The organism is Pseudomonas sp. W2I6 (genome assembly GCF_030815935.1).
Taxonomy (GTDB): Bacteria; Pseudomonadota; Gammaproteobacteria; order Pseudomonadales; family Pseudomonadaceae; genus Aquipseudomonas.
The window spans coordinates 677445-699440 of sequence record NZ_JAUSXJ010000001.1; the positions used below are offsets into that span (position 1 = coordinate 677445).

General features: G+C 62.5%; 23 protein-coding genes. 13 read left to right on the forward strand and 10 right to left on the reverse strand.

Features of this window, described 5'->3' with window-relative positions; genetic code table 11:
- Positions 1-2 precede the first annotated feature (2 nt).
- Positions 3-1295 (reverse strand): MFS transporter, encoded by a 1293-nt coding sequence (locus tag QF039_RS03260; RefSeq protein ID WP_003211917.1) that lies wholly within the window; start codon positions 1293-1295, stop codon positions 3-5.
- A gap of 198 nt (positions 1296-1493) precedes the next feature.
- Between QF039_RS03260 and QF039_RS03265 the strand changes: the two genes are divergently transcribed.
- Positions 1494-1640 carry a hypothetical protein gene (locus QF039_RS03265; protein ID WP_003211914.1) on the forward strand — a complete coding sequence of 49 codons (147 nt, stop codon included), beginning with the start codon at positions 1494-1496 and terminating at the stop codon, positions 1638-1640.
- Positions 1641-1790: 150 nt separating this feature from the next.
- Here the strand turns inward: QF039_RS03265 and QF039_RS03270 are convergent, their stop codons facing one another.
- The gene (locus QF039_RS03270; protein WP_177066761.1) at positions 1791-2180 is read right to left on the reverse strand and encodes a VOC family protein; all 390 of its coding nucleotides are present in this window, start codon (positions 2178-2180) and stop codon (positions 1791-1793) included.
- A gap of 134 nt (positions 2181-2314) precedes the next feature.
- Here QF039_RS03270 and QF039_RS03275 point away from each other — a divergent pair, with 134 nt between their 5' ends.
- The 6 genes from QF039_RS03275 (at position 2315) to QF039_RS03300 (ending at position 8574) form a co-directional block, all read left to right on the forward strand.
- A complete protein-coding gene (locus QF039_RS03275; RefSeq protein WP_003211913.1) occupies positions 2315-3037 on the forward strand; it encodes a GntR family transcriptional regulator in 723 nt (240 codons plus the stop codon).
- Entirely contained in the window at positions 3034-3822 is a 789-nt protein-coding gene (locus QF039_RS03280; protein WP_010176559.1) for an SDR family oxidoreductase, read from the forward strand. The genes QF039_RS03275 and QF039_RS03280 overlap by 4 nt, the downstream gene beginning before the upstream one ends.
- An 82-nt stretch (positions 3823-3904) precedes the next feature.
- Entirely contained in the window at positions 3905-4837 is a 933-nt protein-coding gene (locus QF039_RS03285; protein ID WP_087692589.1) for a 3-keto-5-aminohexanoate cleavage protein, read from the forward strand.
- Positions 4838-4906: 69 nt separating this feature from the next.
- Positions 4907-5785 (forward strand): SMP-30/gluconolactonase/LRE family protein, encoded by an 879-nt coding sequence (locus tag QF039_RS03290; RefSeq protein ID WP_134325896.1) that lies wholly within the window; start codon positions 4907-4909, stop codon positions 5783-5785.
- 75 nt (positions 5786-5860) lie between these two features.
- Positions 5861-7183, forward strand: a complete 1323-nt coding sequence (locus QF039_RS03295; RefSeq protein ID WP_003211904.1) for an MFS transporter — start codon at positions 5861-5863, stop codon at positions 7181-7183.
- Positions 7184-7242: 59 nt separating this feature from the next.
- On the forward strand, positions 7243-8574 hold the full coding sequence (locus tag QF039_RS03300) for an MFS transporter (RefSeq protein WP_087692587.1): 1332 nt from the start codon (positions 7243-7245) through the stop codon (positions 8572-8574).
- On the opposite strand, the gene QF039_RS03305 is transcribed toward QF039_RS03300, so the two are convergent.
- Positions 8529-8774 (reverse strand): hypothetical protein, encoded by a 246-nt coding sequence (locus QF039_RS03305; protein WP_023659101.1) that lies wholly within the window; start codon positions 8772-8774, stop codon positions 8529-8531. The two genes, QF039_RS03300 and QF039_RS03305, sit on opposite strands and share 46 nt — an antisense overlap.
- A 61-nt stretch (positions 8775-8835) precedes the next feature.
- Between QF039_RS03305 and QF039_RS03310 the strand changes: the two genes are divergently transcribed.
- The 3 genes from QF039_RS03310 (at position 8836) to QF039_RS03320 (ending at position 11418) form a co-directional block, all read left to right on the forward strand.
- Complete coding sequence (locus tag QF039_RS03310) at positions 8836-9771, forward strand: LysR substrate-binding domain-containing protein (protein ID WP_003211897.1); 936 nt, start codon at positions 8836-8838, stop codon at positions 9769-9771.
- Between the two features lie 26 nt (positions 9772-9797).
- Entirely contained in the window at positions 9798-10985 is a 1188-nt protein-coding gene (locus tag QF039_RS03315) for a low temperature requirement protein A (RefSeq protein WP_102604246.1), read from the forward strand.
- A gap of 70 nt (positions 10986-11055) precedes the next feature.
- On the forward strand, positions 11056-11418 hold the full coding sequence (locus tag QF039_RS03320) for a 5-carboxymethyl-2-hydroxymuconate Delta-isomerase (RefSeq protein WP_102368307.1): 363 nt from the start codon (positions 11056-11058) through the stop codon (positions 11416-11418).
- A 128-nt stretch (positions 11419-11546) separates the two neighbouring features.
- On the opposite strand, the gene QF039_RS03325 is transcribed toward QF039_RS03320, so the two are convergent.
- The 4 genes from QF039_RS03325 to QF039_RS03340 form a co-directional block, all read right to left on the reverse strand.
- Positions 11547-12482 carry a LysR family transcriptional regulator gene (locus tag QF039_RS03325; RefSeq protein ID WP_177019683.1) on the reverse strand — a complete coding sequence of 312 codons (936 nt, stop codon included), beginning with the start codon at positions 12480-12482 and terminating at the stop codon, positions 11547-11549.
- A 137-nt stretch (positions 12483-12619) separates the two neighbouring features.
- Positions 12620-13807 (reverse strand): cyanate transporter, encoded by a 1188-nt coding sequence (locus tag QF039_RS03330; RefSeq protein ID WP_307516934.1) that lies wholly within the window; start codon positions 13805-13807, stop codon positions 12620-12622.
- 231 nt (positions 13808-14038) lie between these two features.
- Positions 14039-15481: an aldehyde dehydrogenase family protein gene (locus QF039_RS03335; protein WP_307516936.1), complete on the reverse strand. Its 1443-nt coding sequence runs from the start codon at positions 15479-15481 to the stop codon at positions 14039-14041.
- The gene (locus QF039_RS03340) at positions 15478-17103 is read right to left on the reverse strand and encodes a 5-guanidino-2-oxopentanoate decarboxylase (protein ID WP_307516937.1); all 1626 of its coding nucleotides are present in this window, start codon (positions 17101-17103) and stop codon (positions 15478-15480) included. The genes QF039_RS03335 and QF039_RS03340 overlap by 4 nt, the downstream gene beginning before the upstream one ends.
- Positions 17104-17214: 111 nt before the next feature.
- Here QF039_RS03340 and QF039_RS03345 point away from each other — a divergent pair, with 111 nt between their 5' ends.
- A complete protein-coding gene (locus QF039_RS03345) occupies positions 17215-18084 on the forward strand; it encodes a LysR substrate-binding domain-containing protein (RefSeq protein ID WP_003210650.1) in 870 nt (289 codons plus the stop codon).
- A 131-nt stretch (positions 18085-18215) separates the two neighbouring features.
- Here the strand turns inward: QF039_RS03345 and QF039_RS03350 are convergent, their stop codons facing one another.
- On the reverse strand, positions 18216-18830 hold the full coding sequence (locus QF039_RS03350; protein WP_307516938.1) for an NAD(P)-dependent oxidoreductase: 615 nt from the start codon (positions 18828-18830) through the stop codon (positions 18216-18218).
- Between the two features lie 34 nt (positions 18831-18864).
- The gene (locus QF039_RS03355) at positions 18865-19737 is read right to left on the reverse strand and encodes an MBL fold metallo-hydrolase (protein WP_307516939.1); all 873 of its coding nucleotides are present in this window, start codon (positions 19735-19737) and stop codon (positions 18865-18867) included.
- 104 nt (positions 19738-19841) lie between these two features.
- Here QF039_RS03355 and QF039_RS03360 point away from each other — a divergent pair, with 104 nt between their 5' ends.
- Both QF039_RS03360 and QF039_RS03365 read left to right on the forward strand, forming a co-directional pair.
- Complete coding sequence (locus QF039_RS03360) at positions 19842-20747, forward strand: LysR family transcriptional regulator (protein WP_003210653.1); 906 nt, start codon at positions 19842-19844, stop codon at positions 20745-20747.
- A 100-nt stretch (positions 20748-20847) separates the two neighbouring features.
- On the forward strand, positions 20848-21024 hold the full coding sequence (locus QF039_RS03365; RefSeq protein ID WP_162835184.1) for a hypothetical protein: 177 nt from the start codon (positions 20848-20850) through the stop codon (positions 21022-21024).
- Here the strand turns inward: QF039_RS03365 and QF039_RS03370 are convergent.
- Complete coding sequence (locus tag QF039_RS03370; protein WP_003210655.1) at positions 21008-21904, reverse strand: helix-turn-helix domain-containing protein; 897 nt, start codon at positions 21902-21904, stop codon at positions 21008-21010. The genes QF039_RS03365 and QF039_RS03370 overlap by 17 nt on opposite strands.
- Between the last annotated feature and the right edge of the window lie 92 nt (positions 21905-21996).

Genomic DNA, 21996 nt, shown 5'->3' on the forward strand with positions numbered 1-21996 from the left:
CCTCAGGCAACTTGCAGACGGGCGCTGGCGCGGCGATACAGCGCGAACGTCGCGCACAGGGCGCACAGCGCGGCGAACATCAGCCAGTAGGCGGGCGATGCCTTGTCGCCCGTCTCGTGGATAAACCAGGTGGAAATCGCCGGGGTAAAACCACCGAAGATCGCGGTCGCCAGGCTATAGGCCAGGGAGAAGCCCGCCACACGCACTTCCACCGGCATGATCTCGGTCAGGGCCGGGATCATGGCACCGTTGTACATGCCGTAGAGGAAGGAGAACCACAGCAGGGTTTCCAGCATGTGCGCGAAGCTTGGCGCATTGACCACGTAGGAAAGTGCCGGGTAAGCGGTCAGCACGGTCAAAGCAGTCATGGCGATCAGCACCGGCTTGCGGCCAAAACGGTCACTGAGGGTGCCACCGATGGGCAGCCAGATGAAGTTCGACACGGCCACCAGCAGGGTCACCAGCAGGGCGTCGGCGGTGGTCAGGTTGAGTACGGTTTTGCCGAAGGTGGGTGCGTACACGGTGATCAGGTAGAAGGCCGTGGTGGTCATCGCCACCATCATCATGCCGCCGATCACGATGGTCCAGTTCTTCACCAGGGTGGCCAGCACTTCGCGCATGGTCGGGCGATGCTTGCGGTTGGCGAACTCTTCGGTTTCCTGCAGGTTGCGGCGCAGGACGAAGATGAACGGGATGATCACGCAGCCGATGGCGAACGGAATGCGCCAGCCCCAATCGGCAACCACGGCTGGTTCCATCCACTGGTTCAGGCCATAACCCAGGGCGGCCGCGACCACGATGGAGATCTGCTGGCTACCCGATTGCCAGCTGGTATAGAAACCCTTGCGGCCCGGGGTGGCCATTTCGGCCAGGTACACCGACACGCCGCCCAGTTCGGCACCGGCCGAGAAACCTTGCAACAGCCGGCCCATCAGCACCAGCAGCGGTGCCCACAAACCAATGGTGTGATAGCCGGGCACCAGCACGATCAGCAGGGTGCCACTGGCCATGATCGCCAGGGTCACGATCAAACCTTTGCGACGGCCCACATCATCGATGTACGCGCCGAGAATGATAGCCCCCAGCGGACGCATCAAAAAGCCCGCGCCGAACACGGCGAAGGTCATCATTAATGACGCAAATTCATTAGCGGCAGGGAAGAAGGCGGCGGCGATATAGGTGGCATAGAAACCGAACAGAAAGAAGTCGAACTGTTCGAGAAAGTTGCCGGAGGTGACGCGAAAGACCGCGCCGACTTTGGAGCGGGCAGAGTCAGGCCGTGAAGGGTTTTGCATTTTCTTGTGTCTCCAGCGTTCTTTTTAAAGTGCTTGTTTCGCTTAAGACCGCGGATAGTGGCTGACACATTTGGAAATGATAAGTGAGTTGTTTACATGTATTGATGCGTCGTGGTTATCAATTGCCGGATGCACACAAAACCGCTCCCTCATCTATGCTTGCCCAGTGTGTCCAATTCTTACGGATGGGAGGTGGGTATGAGCAACGAACAGAAGCAGCGCGAAGAGTTGGAGCAGGAGCGGGCGAGGAAGCTTCGCGAGGAAGAAAAGCCGCAGACCTGGAAGCATCCGGACGATGGCACCGAGCTGTCGGAGCGCGATCAGGAGCGCCCGCTCAGGCCTTGATGCAGGCATTTCATTGTGGCGAGGGAGCTTGCTGTGGCGAGGGAGCTTGCTCCCGCTGGGCTGCGAAGCGGCCCCAAGATTTTTGGGAGCGCTTCGCACTGGAGCGCCAGCCCGGTCCAGCGGGAGCAAGCTCCCTCGCCACATTACGATTCACTGAATCGGCGTACACAACTCCACCAGCGTCCCATCCGGGCACCGCACATACGACACCACCTGCCCCCAAGGCTTGGTGCTCGGCGCAGCAAGTTCTGTCGCACCCTCGGCCAGCGCTCTGGCATGAGCCTTTGACACATCCTCGGTAACAAACCCCAACTCCATCCCCAGCGGTTGCTGTGAAGCATGCGCCTCCACATGCCCGCCCTTGAAGTTCATCTCGCCCAACTCATGCGCTGCAAAAGAGAGGGTGGTATCACCGGTATCCAACTCGCCATAGGTCCCCGATTCATGCAGGAAACGGCGACTGAAGCCGAAGGCTTTTTCGAAGAATTGCAGGGATGCAGCGACGTCCGGGACGTAGACGATGGTGTAGGCAAATTTCATGGTTCAGCGGTCCTTGCTGGAGAAAGGGCTCATTAGAGTCAGCGTCGTGCATACCGTCAACGGGAAACTATTTGACATATTTGATTTGTGATCACATATTGGAGCCATAAGAACGACAACACAGGTTTTGACTCATGACAGATGGCCCGCTTCTCCTTCCGACCTTGCGCCAGGTGTCCCGCGATACCTTGCAAGACCAGGTCTATCGCCAGATCCGCGAAGCCTTGATGAGTGGTCGTTTCCAGCCCGGCCAGAAACTCACCATCCGCGGCCTCGCCGAAGCCCTCGGCTCCAGCCCCATGCCAGTGCGCGAAGCCCTCCAGCGCCTCAGCGCCGAAAACGCCTTTGAAGTCACCGAAACCTCTCGTCTGCGGGTCCGCATGATGACGGTCGAACGCCTGCGGGAAATCCGCGATGCGCGGGTCGCCCTGGAAGGTTTGCTGGCAGAAAAGGCCGTATTGCTCCTGGAAAAAGCCGACCTCGACGAAATCTCCGACCTCTGCCAACAGATGCAACAGGCCGCCGACGAAGTCGACGTTTCCCGCTACCTGTGGACCAACTTCGCCTTTCACCGTCGGATCTATGCCGTCGCCCAGGCCGAATTGACCATGGCCGCCGTGGAAAACTTCTGGCTGCACATGGGCCCGTGTTTTGCCCTGGTCGCTCCCGACAAAGCTCACTTGCAGCGCTCGATGGAGGCGCATACGCGCATCGTCGAAGCCCTGGCCGCCCGCGATGGTGCCGGTGCCCGCGCTGCCGTGACCGATGACATCATGCAGGCCGCCGATTCCCTGGCGCGCCTGCTCGTCAAGAACGACCGCTCGCGGTCGTCTGTTTCAGGAGGTAAACGTGCATGAGTGTCCTACAGCGGCTGCAGCCCTATCCTGGGTTACGTGTGTTGATTTCCGGCGGGGCTGCCGGTATCGGTGAAGTGTTGGCGGCGGCCTATCTGGAGGCGGGTGCCAAGGTGCATGTGTGTGATGTCAGCGAACCGGCCCTGGCGGCGTTTCGCGACAAGTACCCGGGCACTGTCGCCACCCGTGCCGATGTGAGCGATGCCGCGCAGATCGAGGCGGTGTTCCAGGTGCAGCGCGAGCAATTTGGCGGGCTGGATGTGTTGGTCAATAACGCCGGGATTGCCGGGCCCACCGGCGGCATCGACGCCATCAGCGATGCCGAGTGGCAAGCCACGATCAATATCAACCTGACGGCGCAATACCGCTTTGCCCACCACGCGGTGCCGATGCTCAAGGAATCGTCCCACGGCCATCTGCTGCATATCGCCTCGGTCGCCGGGCGCCTCGGCTACGCCTGGCGCACGCCATATGCGGCGACCAAATGGGCCATCGTCGGCCTGATGAAATCCCTGGCCTCGGAGCTGGGCGAAAGCGACATCCGCGTCAACGCCTTGCTGCCCGGCATCGTTGAAGGCCCGCGCATGGACGGCGTGATCCGCGCCCGTGCCGAACAGGTCGGTGTGCCGGAAGCCGAGATGCGCCAGGAATACCTGAACAAGATCTCCCTCAAGCGCATGGTCACCGCCGAAGACGTCGCGGCCATGGCCTTGTTTCTCTGCTCGCCCGCCGCCCGCAATGTCACCGGCCAGGCGATCAGTGTCGACGGTAACGTCGAGTACCTGTAGGCCGCGTCAGCGTTAAGCCAGGGAAGAACACACAAGTTACACCCGGGATTTTTTTCATAAGAATAAAAGTCGGAGAATCGTCATGTCCAAAAATCGTCCTGTGATCATCACCTGCGCCGTCACCGGTGCCATCCATACGCCATCGATGTCGCCGCATTTGCCGATCACCGCGCAGGAAATTGCCGACGCCGCCATCGGTGCCGCCGAAGCCGGCGCCGCCATTGTCCACCTGCATGCCCGTGATCCCATCGATGGCCGTCCCAGCCAGGACCCCGCGCTGTTCGCCGAATTCCTGCCGCAGATCAAGGCCGCCAGCGACGTGGTGATCAACATCACCACCGGCGGCGCACCGACCATGGGCGTCGAAGAGCGCCTGCAACCGGTGATGCAGTTCAAGCCGGAACTGGCCTCGCTGAACATGGGCTCGATGAACTTCGGCCTGTACGAAATGCTCAACCGCTTCACCGAGTTCAAGCATGACTGGGAGCGTCCGTACCTGGAAGAAAGCGACGACCGGATCTTTCGCAATACCTTCCGCGACATTACCCACATCCTCAATTCCTGCGCCGAGAACCGCACCCGTTTTGAAATCGAGTGCTACGACATCGGCCACCTGTACACCGCCGCCCATTTCCTGGAGCGCGGCCTGCTGAAACCACCGTTGTTTATCCAGTCGGTATTCGGCTTGCGCGGCGGCATCGGCGGGCACCCGGAAGACCTGGCCCATATGCGCCGCACCGCCGACCGCCTGTTTGGCGACGACTACGTGTGGTCGATCCTCGGCGCCGGCCGTGGGCAGATTCCGCTGGCCACCATGGGCCTGTCCATGGGCAGCAACGCCCGGGTCGGCCTGGAGGATTCGCTGTGGGATGGCCCGGGCAAACTGGCCGCGTCCAACGCCGACCAGGTACGGCGCATTCGCACAGTGATCGAAGCCCTCGGCCATCAGGTCGCCACGCCGGATGAAGCGCGGGAAATCCTCGGGCTCAAGGGGCGTGACCAGGTCAATTTCTAAGTGACAAACCGGCCGCGTCACGGCGCGGCCATGCCCATCCCGCACAACAACAAAAAAGGGGATAACACCATGCGTATCGAAGTGCTTGTGGACGTGAAGACCACCCTGGGCGAAGGCCCGGTGTGGGACGTCGAACAACAACGGTTGTACTGGATCGACAGTGCCGACGGCCGGATCCTGCGCTGCACCGAGGATGGCCGCGAACTGCGGGCCTGGGATGTGGGCCAGAAAATCGGCTCCATGGCCCTGCGCCATAGCGGCGAGCAAGCCATCGTCGCCCTGCAAAACGGCGTGCACCTCCTGGACCTCAACAGCGGCGAACTGGCCCTGGTGATCGACCCGGAACCCGCACTGCCCAACAACCGCCTCAACGACGGCAAGGTCGACCGCCAGGGGCGCTTTGTCTTCGGCTCCATGGACACCCTCGAAGACAGCGCCAGCGCCAAACTCTACCGCCTCGACGCGGACCTGAGCCTGCACACCCTGGACGAAGGCATCATCGTGTCCAACGGCCCCTGCTGGAGCCCGGCGGGCGATACGTTCTACTTTTGCGACACTTGGTCCGGCGAGATCTGGGCCTATGACTACGACCCAGCCAGCGGCGCGGTGAGCAATCGACGCACCTTCGCCAAGGTCGATACCAGCGGCGGTGGCGCTGCCGACGGCTGCACCGTGGATGCCGAAGGCTGCCTGTGGCAGGCGCTGGTCTACGCCGGAAAACTGGTGCGCTACACACCCGACGGCGAGGTCGACCGGATCATCCAGATGCCGGTGAAAAAAGTCACCAGCCTGACCTTTGGCGGGCCGAACCTGGATACCCTGTTTGTCACCTCCATGGCCAAGCCACCGTTGCCGCGTTTCCCGGCAGACGGTCAGCAGCGCGGGGCGCTTTTTGCGATCACCGGGCTGGGCGTGCAAGGAATAGCCGAGCGACGGTTCGCCAGCTAGCGCGTTTTTTTCAACAAGGCACTTTCCTTTCGCAACCTTGTGTCAGTGCGCGCCCTCGCGCGCCTGGAGAAACCCATGGCAACCTTGAAAAAAGCCTCGCTGCGCAGTATTCACCGGCACTCCTGGGTGTCGCTGCTGGTGTGCTGGATGATCTGGATCCTCAACGCCTACGACCGTGAGATCGTGCTGCGCCTGGGGCCGACCATCTCCAAGCATTTCGATTTGTCGGCCGACCAGTGGGGCACGATGGCCACGGTGATCATGCTGGCCCTGGCGCTGCTGGATATTCCCGGCTCCATGTGGAGTGACCGCTACGGCGGTGGCTGGAAACGTGCGCGGTTCCAGGTGCCGCTGGTGCTTGGCTACACGGCTATTTCGTTCCTCTCCGGGTTCAAGGCCCTGAGCGGCAACCTCGCGACCTTTATCGCGCTGCGGGTTGGCGTCAACCTCGGCGCAGGCTGGGGCGAGCCGGTGGGCGTGAGCAACACCGCCGAATGGTGGCCGGTGGAGCGTCGTGGTTTTGCCCTTGGCGCGCACCACACCGGTTACCCGATCGGCGCCATGCTCAGTGGCATCGTCGCCAGCTTTGTCATCAGCACCTTCGGTGAAGACAACTGGCGCTACGTGTTCTTCTTCGCGTTCGTGGTGGCGTTGCCGCTGATGATTTTCTGGGCGCGCTATTCCACCGCCGAACGCATCACCGCGCTCTACGTCGACATCGCCGCCAAGGGCATGACCCCGCCGGACAACGCACCGGCCAGCCAAGTGAAGGGCCACGCCTGGCGCACCTTTATCGCCACGTTGCGCAACCGCAATATCGCCCTGACGGCGGGTAATACGATGCTGACCCAAGTGGTGTACATGGGCGTCAACATCGTGCTGCCGGCGTACCTGTACAACATTGCCGGGCTGTCCCTGGCCGAGTCGGCGGGGATGAGCGTGGTGTTCACCTTGACCGGGATTCTCGGGCAACTGGTGTGGCCGTCGCTGTCGGACATCATTGGCCGGCGCGTCACCCTGATCATCTGCGGGGTGTGGATGGCCGCCAGTGTCGGTGCGTTCTACTTCGCCAACACCCTGACCCTGATCATCGTCGTGCAACTGCTGTTCGGCCTGGTGGCCAACGCGGTGTGGCCGATCTACTACGCGGTGGCCTGCGACTCGGCCGAGCCGTCGGCGACCTCCACCGCCAATGGCATCATCACCACCGCGATGTTTATCGGTGGCGGCCTGGCGCCGGTGCTGATGGGCAGCCTGATTGCCATGGGCGGCGGCTGGACCACCTTGCACGGCTACACGGTGTGCTTCTTCGTGATGGCCGGCTGTGCCCTGGGCGGGGCGCTGCTGCAATTGTTTTCCCATCGCCCGCCGGCGCTGGTTGCGCAACTCGAACCCTAGAACAACACCGATGCGTCCCCCAGCCGTTGCGCTGGCGGGGCGCCAAGAGGAATTGCCCGATGAAGACTGCCAACACCGCCCGTGAACCACGGGAGTTGAACAAACTGATGTTCGTCAAGCTGATGCCCTTGCTGATCATCGCCTACGTGCTGAGCTTCCTGGACCGCACCAACATCGCCTTGGCCAAGCACCATCTTGACGTTGACCTGGGGATTTCAGCAGCGGCCTATGGCCTCGGCGCCGGGCTGTTTTTCCTGACCTATGCGCTGTCGGAAATCCCCAGCAACCTGATCATGCACAAGGTCGGCGCGCGGTTCTGGATAGCCCGGATCATGGTGACCTGGGGCCTGATTTCGGCGGCCATGGCGTTCGTCCAGGGTGAGACCTCGTTCTATATCCTGCGCCTGCTGCTGGGCATTGCCGAAGCCGGCCTGTTTCCCGGGGTGATGCTGTACCTCACCTACTGGTTCAACCGCGAGCAACGGGCGCGGGCTACCGGGTATTTCCTGCTCGGCGTGTGTTTTGCCAACATCATCGGTGGCCCGGTGGGCGCGGCGTTGATGCGCATGGACGGGCTGCTCGGCTGGCACGGCTGGCAGTGGATGTTCCTGCTCGAAGGGCTGCCGGCAGTGGCGTTTGCCTGGGTGGTGTGGTGCAAGTTGCCGGACCGTCCGAGCAAGGCGCCATGGCTCTCGGCCGCAGAGGCGCGCGGGATTGAACAGCGCATCGCGATGGAGACCGAAGAGGGCGCAGGCGAGGGCGGGCATTCCCTGAAGAACTGGCTGACACCGCAGATCCTGCTGGCGATCTTTGTGTATTTTTGCCATCAGATCACCATCTACACCGTGATCTTTTTCCTGCCGAGCATCATCAGCAAATACGGTGAATTGAGCACCATGAGCGTCGGCTTGCTGACCTCATTGCCGTGGATTGCCGCAGCGGCCGGCGCTGTGTTGCTGCCGCGCTTTGCGACCACGCCCACCCGTGCCCGGCGGCTGTTGATTACCGGTTTGCTGACCATGGCGTTGGGGCTGGGGATTGCCTCGGTGTCGGGGCCGGTGTTCAGCCTGCTGGGCTTTTGTGTGTCGGCGGTGATGTTCTTTGTGGTGCAGTCGATCATCTTTCTCTACCCGGCCTCGCGCCTCAAGGGCGTGGCGCTGGCGGGCGGGCTGGGATTCGTCAATGCCTGCGGATTGCTCGGCGGGTTTGTCGGGCCGTCGGTGATGGGCGCGATCGAGATGAGCACCGGCAATGCCACGAATGGCTTGAAAGTGATTGCCGTGGTGCTGGTGGTGGCCGCGTTGGCCGCCTTGCGTTTGCGTCAGGGGCAGGAGCAGGAGCCCGGTCACACCAGCAACGAGGTAGGAAACCCCGAAGCCAGCACCAGGTAAGCCACGACTGCCGCCAGGCACAAACCGACAAATACCCGTAACAGTGTCCTGGCGGTGGGATGAGCGATGAATTTGATGGCCCAGAGCAAAATCCCGGCAACCAGGACGCTCAAGGCAGAAATGACCAGCACGATGGTGTTCTCGCAAGCCTTGGAAGCTGCTTTATAGTCCCAAAGGCCCGTGTTGAACAGTGTGCGCATAGACGCAGGGCCCCGGGTGTTTCTAAACTGCGACTTATCCAGGGCAGTGGGGCGGTCGCCGATGAATCGCAATGAATTACGCAAGGCCGACATCAATTTGATGGTGGTCTTTGAAACCTTGATGCTCGAACGCAACGTGACCCGGGTGGCGGAGAAGCTGTTTCTCGGGCAACCCACCATCAGTTCGGCCCTCAACCGCCTGCGTACGTTGTTCAATGACCCGCTGTTCATTCGTGTCGGCCATCGGATGGAACCTACCGCGCGGGCCGAGGAAATCATCAAGCACCTGTCGCCGGCCCTCGACTCCTTGTCGTCGGCCCTGAGCCTGACCCACGATTTCGACCCGTCCATCAGCACCATGACCTTTCGCATCGGCCTGTCCGATGACGTCGAGTTCGGCCTGCTGCCGCCGCTGCTGCGCGCCTTGCGCCAGGAAGCGCCGCAGGTGGTGTTCGTGGTGCAGCATGTGGATTACTGGCGCATCCCGGACCTGCTGGGTTCCGGGGATATCACCGTCGGCATCACCCAGACCCGCGGCCTGCCGGCCAATGCCAAGCGCAAATTATTGCGGCATATCCGCCCGTGCCTGCTGCGGGCGGACGCCTCGGACAAACCCCTGACCCTCGACGAATATTGCGCACGGCCCCATGTGCTGGTGTCCCACACCGCCAACGTGTCCGGGTTTGCCGATGAGTGGCTGGCGGAAATCGGTCGCAAGCGCCACGTGGTGCTCTCGGTGCCGCAATACAGCGCATTGCCGGCGCTGCTCGCCGGCACCGACATGATCGCCAGCCTGCCGGACTACACCGCCCAGGCCATGGCCGCCGGGGGCAATCTGTTCTGTGAACCGTTCCCGTTCGAAACCCCGACCCTGGACTTGTCGATGGTCTGGCTCAGCCACGTTGACACCGATCCGGCGGAGCGCTGGATGCGTTCGCGGCTGGAGGCGTTCATGAGCGAGCGGGACATGCTGCCGGTGGTCGCACCCAAATCTTGAGATAAAACCTTCAGGGAGATCCAGGCATGGCACTATCCCGTTCCTTGCTGCGTGGGCGCGGCAGTCATGACAGCGGCAAGGTTGGCATGGTCGAGCTGTTTTTCGACCTGGTGTTCGTGTTTGCCGTGACCCAGTTGTCCCATTCGCTGCTCGCCCACTTGTCCATCGGCGGTGCCGTGCAGGTGGCGTTGATGATGGTCGCGGTGTGGTGGGTGTGGATCTTCACTTCGTGGGTCACCAATTGGCTGGACCCGGAAAAAATCCCGATCCGCATCGGCCTGTTCGGTTTGATGGTGGCGGGCCTGTTGCTGTCCTCGTCGATCCCCAAGGCGTTTACCGATCGCGGGCTGTTGTTCGCCGGCGCCTATGTGTTCATGCAGGTAGGACGCACGCTGTTTGCGTTGTGGGCGGTGCGCGGCGAGTCGCTGAACATGACCCGCAATTTCCAGCGGATCCTGGCGTGGATGCTGTTTTCCGGGGTGTTCTGGATCACCGGTGCGCTGCTCGAAGGCGAGCAGCGCCTGGCCTTCTGGGCCCTGGCGCTGTTGATCGAGTTGATTTCCCCGTCGGTGTATTTCTGGGTGCCCGGGCTTGGGCCCTCGACGCTTGCGGACTGGAATGTGGAAGGCAACCACATGGCCGAACGCTGCGGCCTGTTTGTGATCATCGCCCTCGGTGAGTCGTTGCTGGTGACCGGCGCGACCTTCGCCGAGCTGCCCTGGAGCGTGGACGGGCTGGCGGCATTCCTGGTGGCAGTGGTGGGCAGCATCGCCCTGTGGTGGATCTATTTCGACAGCGGCGCCGAGCGCGCCCACCATCGCATTGCCAGCTCTGCCGACCCGGGCCGTCAGGCGCGGATCGCCTACACCTACCTGCATGTATTGATCGTCGCCGGGATTATCGTCAGCGCCGTGGCCGACGAACTGGTGCTGGTGCATCCGGGGCATGCCAGCCAGGCGGGCGTGGTGGCGATCATCGCCGGCCCGTGGTTGTTTTTGCTGGGCAGTGCGCTGTTCAAGTGGGTGATGAGCGACCGGCCGTTGCCACCGTTTTCGCACCTGGGCGGCTTGCTGATGTTGCTGGTATTGCTGCCGCTGGGATTGCAGCAGGTGTTTTCGGCGTTGGTACTGGGGGCGTTGACGTCGGCGGTGTTGGTGATCGTGGCGATCTGGGAAAATCGCTCGCTGCACAGCCTGACCGAAGTTTCACACTGAAAGCGGTCTGATTCCGCCCGGCCCCGTGCTATATGTATGACTCTTTTCCTACAACAAGCTCGGAGCCTTCATGCCGCATCTGCATCTGGAATACACCGCCAATCTCACAGAGCTGGCCGTTGAGAAAACCTTGTTGCGGCTCAACAACGTGCTGATGGCGTCCGGGCAGTTCGGTTCCGAGTTCGATATCAAAAGCCGCGCGCTGAAGGTGGAGACATTCCAGGTTGGCACGTCCATCAGCCCGCGCGCTTTTATCGCGGTCAAGCTGTCGCTGCTCAGCGGGCGTTCACCGCAGGTCAAGAAGCAATTGTCGGAAAGCCTGTTGGCGGCGCTGCAGGACCTGGGCGATTGGCCTGCAGACCTGCAGGTGCAGCTCAGTGTCTTGCTGGTCGATATGGATCGCGAGTCCTATAGCAAAGTCACCATCGGCTGACGGGCAATACTCTGAGGCGAGGGAGCTTGCTCCCGCTGGACCGGGCTGGCGCTCCAGTGCGAAGCGCTCCCAAAATTCTTGGGGCCGCTACGCAGCCCAGCGGGAGCAAGCTCCCTCGCCACAGGGGGTCATAATAACCCCTGATCCGCACACACCTTCACCACCTGCTCCCTGAACCACGTGTTGGCGCTGTCCTGCGCGCTGTGTTCATTCCACTGCATATCCAGGGTAAACCCCGGCAAACCGTTCGGCGCTTCGCAATGGCCGAACACGGTTGTGTCTGCCAGCAGCTTCAGCACTCGACGGGGCAAGGTGACGATAAAGTCAGTGCCGGTGATCATCTTCAGCGCCGCGCTGTAGCTGTTGGCGCGGGCGATCACCTGGCGTTTGTGGGACTGGCGCGCCAGCCAGCCGTCGATCATGTTGGTGTCGGAACTCCAGGGCGTCGGAAACACATGGCGCCGGGCGACGAAGGATTGCAGGCTGAACGCCGGTTCCCGGGGCGCCGACTGTTTGTCGAACACGCACACCAGGTCGTCCTCCAGCAGCATCTGGGTCTTGATGTCCTTGTGCTCGCGATGAAAGTGCGGCCCGAAGCAAATCACCAGGTCCAGACGCCCGTCGCGCAAGGCGTCGGCCGGGACCTCGGTTTCGAGCTTCTGCACGTTGACGATCACCGGCAGGTCGGCGCGGTCGAAGTTTTTCAGCAGGCGCGGCAGGATCAACTGTTCGAAGTATTCGGGGGCGCAGACGTTGAAGGTCACAGCCTTCTGGGTGGGGTCGAACGTTTGGCTGCCGGCATGGCACAGGTTGATGCTTTCGAGGATTTTCTGCACATGCCCGTACATGGTGGCGGCTTTGTACGTAGGGCGCATGCCCGCCCGGGTGTTGATAAACAACTCGTCTTCGAAGCTGGTGCGCAGCTTCTTCAGGCTGTAGCTCACGGTGGACTGGCTGACGAACAGGGTTTCGGAAACCTCGGTGACGCTGCTTTGGTCGTAAACAGCGACAAACACCATCAGGTCCTGCATATCGAGCTTTCTAAGCAAGTTGCTGTTTAGCATCCGTTCCGTCCGCAAGCGCTTTGTACCGAACTCGGTACAAGACAATACAAAATGTTAACGGAACGCTCGTACCAATAGAAAGCTCTGTCGGACCTTTCTCTGTTTGAGGTGGGACAAATAATGTTTACAACACGACCTCAGCGAATATGCCGCGCGTAATGCCGGGGATCGAAGCGCAGTACGATCAGCAGCAGCATCACCACGACGGCCGTCAATGACCACCAGGCCCACTCGAAGCTGCCCAGCTGGTCGCGGATCATCCCGGCAATCAACGGCGACAACCCGGCGATCAGGTAGCCGATGCCCTGCACAAAGGCCGTCAGGCCACCGGCGCGGCGCGGGTTGTCGAGGTGGTCGAGGGACAGGATCAGGCTCATCGGAAACAAGCCGCCAATCCCCAGGCCGAGCAAACACGGCCACAGCAGGCTCAGGTATTGCGGGCTCAGGATCAGCCCGCAGAAGCCGGCGATGATCAGCACCAGCAGCACCGCGACCACACCCCGCTTGTCCCTCCGGCGGTTGGCGATGGCCGGGGTGATCAGGCCGGAGACCACTTCCATGGCCGTCAAAAAGCCCAGCAACAGGCCGGCGTTCTGTTCACTCCAGCCTTGTTCCACGTAGTACGGCGCCAGCCAGGCCAGCACGCAGGTGTAGGACGCGGTACCGAGGCCGAAGAAAATCGCCAGCAACCAGGCCCGGCGATTGCCGAAGAATGACGCCTGCGGGCCTGCGCCGGCTTGCGGCAGCGGCGGCAGCACCGAGCGTTGGGCGTACCAGAACACCAGCGCCAATACCGCGAGAACCGCCCAGATCGCCAGGCCGATGCGCCAGCTGCCGGTTTGCACCTGGATAAACGGCGAGAACGAAGCGGCGAGGGCCGCGCCGCCCATGATCGCGGTGACGTAAAGGCCCATGAACAGGGAAACGTTGTCGCTGAAGCGCGACTTGATCAAGGCGGGCATCAACGCCTGGATCATCGCGATGCCTACGCCGGCGGCAATGGCGCTGAGGATCAGTTCAACCGCCGAGTCCAGGAACAACCGGGAGACGGTGGCCAGGCCGATCACCACCAGCGACAGCACAATGCTGCGATGCTCGCCGAAGCGTTTGGCCACGGCCATGCCAAAAAACATCGCCAGGCCCATGGCCATGACTGGCAGCATGGTCAGCAGGGAGGCCGTGCTGAAACTCAGGGCCACATCGGCGCGAATCGACGACAACAACGGGCCGACGGCGGCCATCGACGGGCGCAGGTTGAGGGCGACCAGCACAACGCTGATCATCAGCCAAACGGCGGTGGCGGGTTTTGCGCGGACGTTTTCCATGGGCAGGCCTTGAACTGACAAGGGCAGTATTAGGCCGGGCGTGGGGGAGGGCGGCAAATGAGAAAGTCGTTGGGGCTATTGAAAAAATGCATCTGCTGACACGGCACAAATCAACAGGTAGGAGCTGGCTTGCCTGCGATAGCGGTGGGTCAGGCAACACATCTGTGTCTGATAGACCGCAATCGCAGGCAAGCCAGCTCCCACAGGGAACAGTGGTGCTCTTGAGTGTTTCTACACCGCCCGGATCACATGCTTGATCTCCTGAAACGCCTGCAACCCCCACGGCCCCAGTTCCCGGCCAATGCTGCTCTGCTTGTAACCACCCCACGCCGTTTGCGGGAAGATCACCTGCGGCGCATTGATCCACACCAAACCCACCTGCAAAGCATTGGCCACTCGCTCAGCCGCTTCCAGGTTGCTGCTCAGCACGCTCGCGACCAGGCCAAACTCACTGTCATTGGCCAGCGCCACCGCCTCGGCCTCACTGGCAAAACTGCGCACGCACAGCACCGGGCCGAAGATCTCCTCGTTCCACAACGCGCTGTCCAACGGCACTTCAGTGAAGACCGTCGGGCGAATGAAATACCCATGAGGCAAATCCGCCGGGCGCCCGCCGCCACACAGCAGCTTCGCGCCGGCTTGCACGCCACGTTCGATATGCCCCAGCACCCGCTGGTACTGCGCACGGTTGACCAATGCGCCCATTTCCACGTCTTCGGCAAACGGGTCCGCCACGCGAATGCTCTCGGCCCTGGCCTGCAAGCGGGTGAGAAACTCGTCCGCCAGTTCGTCGGCCACCAACACCCGGCTGGTGGCGGAACACATCTGCCCGGCGTTGAAGAAACCACCGCCGCAGGCCAGTTCCACGGCCAGGTCGAGGTCGGCGTCCGCCAGTACCAGCAACGCGGATTTGCCGCCCAGTTCCAGGCTCACACCCTTCACCGTTTCGGCGGCGCGCTGCATCACCTGCACGCCCACGGCATTGCTGCCGGTGAAGGAGATTTTCGCGATCCTTGGGTCAGCCGCCATCGGCGCGCCCACCGCCAGGCCAGTGCCGCAGACCAGGTTGAACACACCGGCAGGCAAGCCCACCGAGGCGATGATCCGGCCCAGTTCCAGCTCTGCCAGCGGCGTCACTTCCGAAGGCTTGAGCACCACGCAGCAACCGGCCGCCAGCGCCGGGGCGAGTTTCCAGGCGGTGGTCACCATCGGGAAATTCCACGGCACGATCAGGCCCACCACGCCGCAGGGTTCACGGCGTACACGGGCGCTGAAATCCTCGGTGGGCAGTACCACCGGACGATCTTGGCTGGCATCCATTTCGTCGGCCAGGTTCGCGTAATAGGCAAAGGTGGCGATCACGTCATCCACATCGATGCCGGCTTCAAACAGCGGCTTGCCGTTGTTGCTCGATTGCAGTTGCATCAGGTGTTCGCGCTCTGCGCTCACACCCTCGGCGATCTTGCGCAACAGCGCGGCGCGGTCGCGGCCGGTGCTTTTTGACCAGCCCGGGAAGGCCGCGCTGGCGGCGCCGATGGCCTCAGTCACCGCGCCTGCATCACCCACGCTCACTTGGGCCAGGGTGGCCTCGGTGGCCGGGTTGATCACGTCCAGCACGTCATGGCCGGCACGCCACGCGCCATTGATAAACAGCCCATTCAATACCGCGCTCATACCGCCACCTCCTTCATCCAAAGGCCCTGGTCGATTTCAATCAGCGTCGGGCCCTGGCGATCAGTCGCGGCACGCAAGGCGCTGCGTAATTCCTCAACACCCTGGACGCGCTGGGCAGCAGCGCCGAGGGCCTTGGCCACGCCGATAAAGTCCGGGGTGTAGATGTCCACGCCCACCGGTTCGATGGCGCGGTTGACCATGTATTTCTTGATCTCCTCATAGCCCTGGTTATTCCACAGCAGCACGATCACCGGCGTGCGCGCTTCCACGGCGCTGGCCAGTTCCGGCAGGGTGAATTGCAGGCCGCCGTCGCCGATCAGGCACACCACCGGCGCACCGTTGCCGCGCCCCAGCCACGCACCGATGGCCGCCGGCAAGGCGTAGCCGAGGGTGCCGTAGCCGGTGGAGGAGTTGAACCAGCGGCGCGGTTGGTCGAGGTTCAGGGTCAGGTTGCCGGTGTACACCGGTTGGGTGGAGTCGCCCACCAGTACGGCGTCGGGCAGTTCGTCCAGGACGGTGTTGAGGAACAGGGTTTGCGCGCGGGTGGCGGCGTCCCAGGTGGGTTCCAGTTCGCTCCACAGGCGGGCGACGCGGCGGGCGCCCCAGTTGCTGTCGCGGGCGGCCAGGGGTTTGTTGCCCAGCTCGGCAAGCAGTGCCTGCGCAGCGATTTGCGCGTCGGCTACCAGCGCGACTTGCGGCGGGTAATTGCGCACGGTCTGGTCGGAATCGATGTCGATGCGCAGCAGGGCGCCGGGAATGTCGAAGCCGCCGGCGAAGGTCACGTCGTAGTCGGTTTCCGCCAGCTCGGTGCCGATCGCCAGCACCACATCTGCCTCGGCCACCAGCGCGCGGGTGGCGACCAGGGTTTGGGTCGAGCCGATCAGCAGCGGGTGGTTGGCGGCCAGCATGCCCTTGGCGTTGATGGTCAGCGCCACCGGCGCGCCGAGGGCTTCGGCCAGTTGCGTCAACTCGGGCGCTGCGTCGATGGCGCCACCACCGGCGAGAATCAGCGGGCGTTTTGCCGCCGCCAGCAACTGGCTCATCTGCTTGACCGCCGACGGCGCAGCGCCAGCGCGGGAAACGCTGACCGGTTCGCTGCCGAGCAACGCGTCGGCGTTTTCCACCAGCACGTCCAGCGGGATTTCGATGTGCACCGGGCGCGGTCGTCCGGCCTGGAACAGCGCAAATGCCCGGGCCAGTACACCGGGCAATTCGGCTGCCGACATCAAGGTATGGGAGAACGCCGCCACGCCCGCGATCATCGCGTTCTGGTTCGGCAGTTCGTGCAGCTTGCCGCGCCCGCCGCCCAGCTGGCTGCGGGACTGCACGCTGGAGATCACCAGCATCGGGATCGAGTCGGCGTAGGCCTGGCCCATGGCGGTGGTGATGTTGGTCATGCCGGGGCCGGTGATGATGAAGCACACGCCGGGCTTGCCGCTGGTGCGCGCATAGCCGTCGGCCATGAAACCGGCGCCCTGTTCGTGGCGCGGGGTGACGTGGCGGATGCTCGAGCGCGCCAGGCCCCGGTAGAGTTCCACGGTGTGCACGCCGGGGATGCCAAACACCTGGTCCACGCCGTAGCCTTCCAGCAGGTTGACCAATACTTCGCCGCAGGTCGCCATTGTCGTCGCTCTTATTGTTGATAAAGGCCCGTATTGGAACGGCTGGCCCGTAGCGGCAACAATCGATAAAAAGTCATACTAGCCATGTCCTCTCGTCATGGCTGCGCCCTTATGAAACGTCTTCCGCCGCTGCCGGCCCTGCACACCTTTTGGGTCACGGCCCAGTGCTGCAACTTCACCCGAGCCGCCGAGCAATTGCACATCACCCAGGGCGCGGTGAGTCGGCAGATCGCCGGGCTGGAAAGTCATCTGGGCTATGCGCTGTTCCAGCGCCAGGCTCGTGGCTTGAGCCTCACCGAAGAGGGCCGCGAATGGTCACTGCGGGCGCAGCAGGTGTTCGGCCTGATCGGCGAGGCGGTTGAGCAGATCGGCACCCGCCGCGAGACCTTGCAGCTCAAGGCCTCCACCTGCGTGATGCGCTGGCTGTTGCCGCGCCTGATGCAGTGGCAGCAGGAACGCCCGGATGTGCCGGTGGAGTTGACCACCACCGTGGCCTACACCGTCGACTTTCGCCGCGAGCAGTTCGATGCCGCGGTGATCTACGCGCCGATTGCCGAGCAATCGGCCCAGGCCCGGCATCTGTTCGATGAGCGCCTGACACCGGTGTGTGCGCCGGCCTTGCTCGGTGGCTTGCACACGCCCGCCGATTTGCAGCAACAGGTGTTGTTGCACCCTACGCGGGATGAGCGCGATTGGGCGTTGTGGTTGAAAGCGGCGAATACACGCTTGAGCAATCTGGCCCAGGGGCATCATTTTGAAACCCTGGACCTGGCGATGACGGTGGCGTCCCAAGGCTCGGGCGTGGCAATTGGCGACAGCGCGCTGATTGGCGAGGACCTGAAGGCGGGGCGGTTGGCCACGCCGTTTGAACTACGGGTGCCGACGGGGATGGGGTATTACCTGGTGTACCCGCCGGGCACTGAGCCCTCGGCGGGGTTGGAGCAGCTTATGGATTGGCTGGTGAGCCAGGCACAGGCTTAATAAATGATCGTTCCCGCGCTCTGCGTGGGAATGCCGCCCTGGACGCTCTGCGTCCGCTCTAGGAGCCGTGACGCGGAGCGTCACAAGATGCATTCCCACGCAGAGCGTGGGAACGATCGAGCGTAGGGGGATCAGTAACCTATGGTAAACCGCTGGCGCGAATGCTTCGGTGTTTCCACTTCATCAATCAGCGCAATCGCAAAGTCGGCAAAGCTGATCCAGCTGCGGCCTTCACTGCTCACCAGCAATTCATCCTGGCCCAGGCGGAATGTGCCGGTGCGTGCGGTCTCGACGAACTCCGCCGAAGGCGACAGGAAGGTCCAGTCCAGGTCTTTTTCCTGGCGCAGGGTATCGAGGAAAACACTGCCGGCGTTGGCTTCGGCTTTGTATTCCTCGGGGAAGCCCGGGCTGTCGATCACTCGGCTGCCGCCCGGCAACAACAGCGAACCGGCACCGCCGACCACCAGCAGGCGCTTCACGCCGGCTTTTTTCACCGGGTTGATCACCGCTTCCGGCGGCAGGGTGGCGAAGTGCGCCGCACTGATCACCACGTCGTTGCCGCGGATGGCCTGTTCCAGCGCCTGGGCATCCAGCGCATCGACTTGCTTGGCGGTGACGCCAGGGCGCGCGCCGATCTTGTCGGTATTACGTGCGATGGCCGTGACGGTGTGCCCGCGACGCAGCGCTTCTTCCAGCAGTTGGCTACCGGCACGACCGGTGGCACCAATGATTGCGATCTTGCTCATGACGTTCTCCAGTACGGTTAAGGGTTGAATCAACTCACCACTGCATTTCGCCCTTGGCGACTTTGGCGCCCAGTTCCAGGGTGCTCTCGTCGCCCAGGTTCGGGTAACGCTTTTGCATCGCCGCGATCAGGGCGGCAGAGTCCTTGGCCTTGGCGGTTTCTTCATCAAACGCCTTGATGTAGTCGGCGGTGAACGCTACGGATTTGAGCGACGGTGTGCCCAGGTAGTGACCCGGGATCACGGTGCGCGGTTTCAAGTCCTGGATACGTTGCAGGGTTGCCAGCCAATCGGTGTGGGACTTCGCGGTCTGTGTGTCGGCCATCCACACATGAATGTTCTCGGAGACCACCACACCACCGACCACTGCCTTGATCGACGGGATCCACAAAAAGGTGCGGTCCGGTTGTGCGCCGTCGAGGCCGATCACCTCCAACTGCTTGCCTTCGAGGGTCAGGCTGTGGCCCTCAAGCACCTGGGGAATGACGGCTTTGCCAGGCTTGTCCGCGCCTAGTTTCGGGCCCCAGAACGCCAGTTTGTGTTCAACGGTGGCCTTGATATGGTCCACCACCGGCTGCGGTGCCAGGACTTTGGCCTGGGGGAAGGCGGCGGTCAGGGTATCGAGGCCGAAGTAGTAGTCCGGGTCGCCGTGGCTGATGTAGATGGTAGTCAGGCGCTTGCCGCTGGCGCGGATTTTTTGCACCAGTTGCTCGGCCTGGGTCTTGCCGAATTGGGCGTCCACCAGGATCGCATCTTTGTCGCCGCTGACCAGTACCGAGGTGACCGGCATCATCGCGGTTTCGCCCGGGTTGTAGGCGTCCAGAGTCAAGTCGGCCGCCATGGCGTGCGCGGCGAAGGCCAGGGAGGCGGCGGCCAGGGCCACGCGCTTGAGCGGGGAGAATCCAAACATGTGCAGCTCCAGTCATCGGTAAGGTGTGGACAGAGCTTAGTTGCACCAAACGCTACAAAAAATGCGATGCTTGGACATAGTTTGTTTCTAAAAGCGGGCAAATCATGGATCGTCTTCAAGCAATGCGGGTGTTTGTCGCGGTGGTGGACTTGGGCAGCCAGTCGGCGGCAGCCGACCATCTGGACCTGTCGCGCCCGGTGGTGTCGCGCTACCTGGCGGAGCTGGAAGACTGGGTCGGCGCGCGCCTGATGCACCGCACCACCCGCAAGCTCAGCCTGACCGCCGCCGGCAGCGAAACCCTGCCCCGTTGCCGGCAGATGCTGGAGTTGTGCAGCGACATGCAGGCCGCCGTCAGCGAACCCGACGAAGCGCCTCGCGGCCTGCTGCGCCTGAGTGTCAGCACCTCGTTCGGCCAGGCACAGCTGGCCGATGCCATGGCCGAATACGTCAAGCGCTACCCGCTGGTCAACATCGATATGCAGATGCTTGATCGCACGGTGAACCTGGTGGATGAGCGCATTGACCTGGCGATCCGCACCAGCTTCGAACTGGACCCCAACCTGATCGCCCGCCGACTCACGCTGTGCCGTTCGGTGATCTGCGCATCGCCTGCTTACCTGCTGGAGCATCCGCAACCCCGGCAGGTACAGGACCTGGCCCGGCACAATTGCCTGACCCACTCTTACTTCGGCAAAAGCCTGTGGCACTTCATGGAAAACGGCGAGCCGGTGTCGGTGCCGGTGCAGGGCAATATCAGCGCCAACGAGGCCAGTACCTTATTGCGGGTGACGCTGGCGGGAGCAGGGGTGTCGCGGCTGCCGAGTTATCAGGCGGGCGACTACATCCGCAGCGGCGAGTTGATCCGCTTGTTGCCCGAGGCCGAGCCGCAGCAGATGAACATCTACGCGGTGTACGCCTCGCGCAAGCATATGCCGGCGGCGCTGCGCAGCCTGCTGGATTTCCTGGTATTGAGGTTTCCGGAAGAGCCGGTGTGGGACGTCGGTCTCTAAGCCGACATAAACAGGTTGAATGTCGCCCGATAATGGCGACTTGCCCCAGCTGACCTATGCTTATCAAAGCACCTTCTTGATCGGATCAGAGGTCAGCATCATGTCGATCAAAACAAGAAAGTACCTGATGATTTTCACCCTGTGCGCCGCCGCCACCGCGCTCTATGGCACTGCCGCCTACCGCGTCGAACAGACCCGCATGCAGCCGGGCTTCGCCTCCAGCTGCAATCACGGTCAATGCGTGGGCCATATGGCCGCTTTCAGTTCGCTTCGCTAGCGTCCTGGTCGGCTTTCAACTGCTCCCGAAACGCCTTCGGGGAGAACCCGACGCGTCGGCGAAACAGCCGTGAGAAGTTGGTCGGGTCGGAAAAGCCCAACACCTCCGACATTTCATTGATGGTCATGCTGGTGTAGGTCAGCAGGCGCTTGGCTTCCAGCAACTGGCGGTCGTGCATGATCTGCAACGCAGGCTGCCCGCCCAACTCCCGACACGTACCGTTCAGGTGTGAGACCGAGATCCCGAGCTTGTGGGCCAGGTCTTCGATTTTTGGGTGCTCGCGATAATGTTGCTCTACCAGCTGGGTGAACCGGCGGAAGTATTCGCGGCCCCGCGGTGCCCGTGGATGCCGGCGCTGGATGGCCTGGCGGCTGATCCACACCAGCAGCACGCTGACCAGGGCGTGCATCATCATGTCCCGCGCCGGTTGGTCGCTGGCGTACTCCTCCTGCAGGCGCGCAAACAGGCTGTTGAGGTAGTCACTGTCGTTGCCGGCAGGGTAGCTGCCCAGGGCATTCAGGCCATCCAGCGCCGCGCCCAGTTGCCCCTGCAGGTGCGCCATCAGCGGCGCGGCCAGGGTGACCACAAACCCCTCGACGTCTTCGGAAAAGCGAAAGCCATGCACGCATAACGGCGGCAGCACCTGCAGCGTCGATTCATTCAGGGTGCTGCGCTGCCCCTCGATCTCCAGTTGTGCCTGGCCTTTGTGCACGTAAAGCAACTGGCACAGGTCCGCATGCCGGTGGGGCTGGATTTCCCACTGGTACTCACGGCTGCGCCGGGAGATGGTTTCACAGTGCAACAAATCCGGGGTCGGCCATTGCTGGCTCTCACCGTAGAGTTTGAACACTGGAATCGCGGCACTGGCAGTTTTGGTCATGGCTTCATCCGATACTTCGGGATAGTTGTGCGGTAATCGCCCCAATTGGCGAAAAGCGCAGCTTTGGGCTCAGTTTTCACCTTCTTATGCCG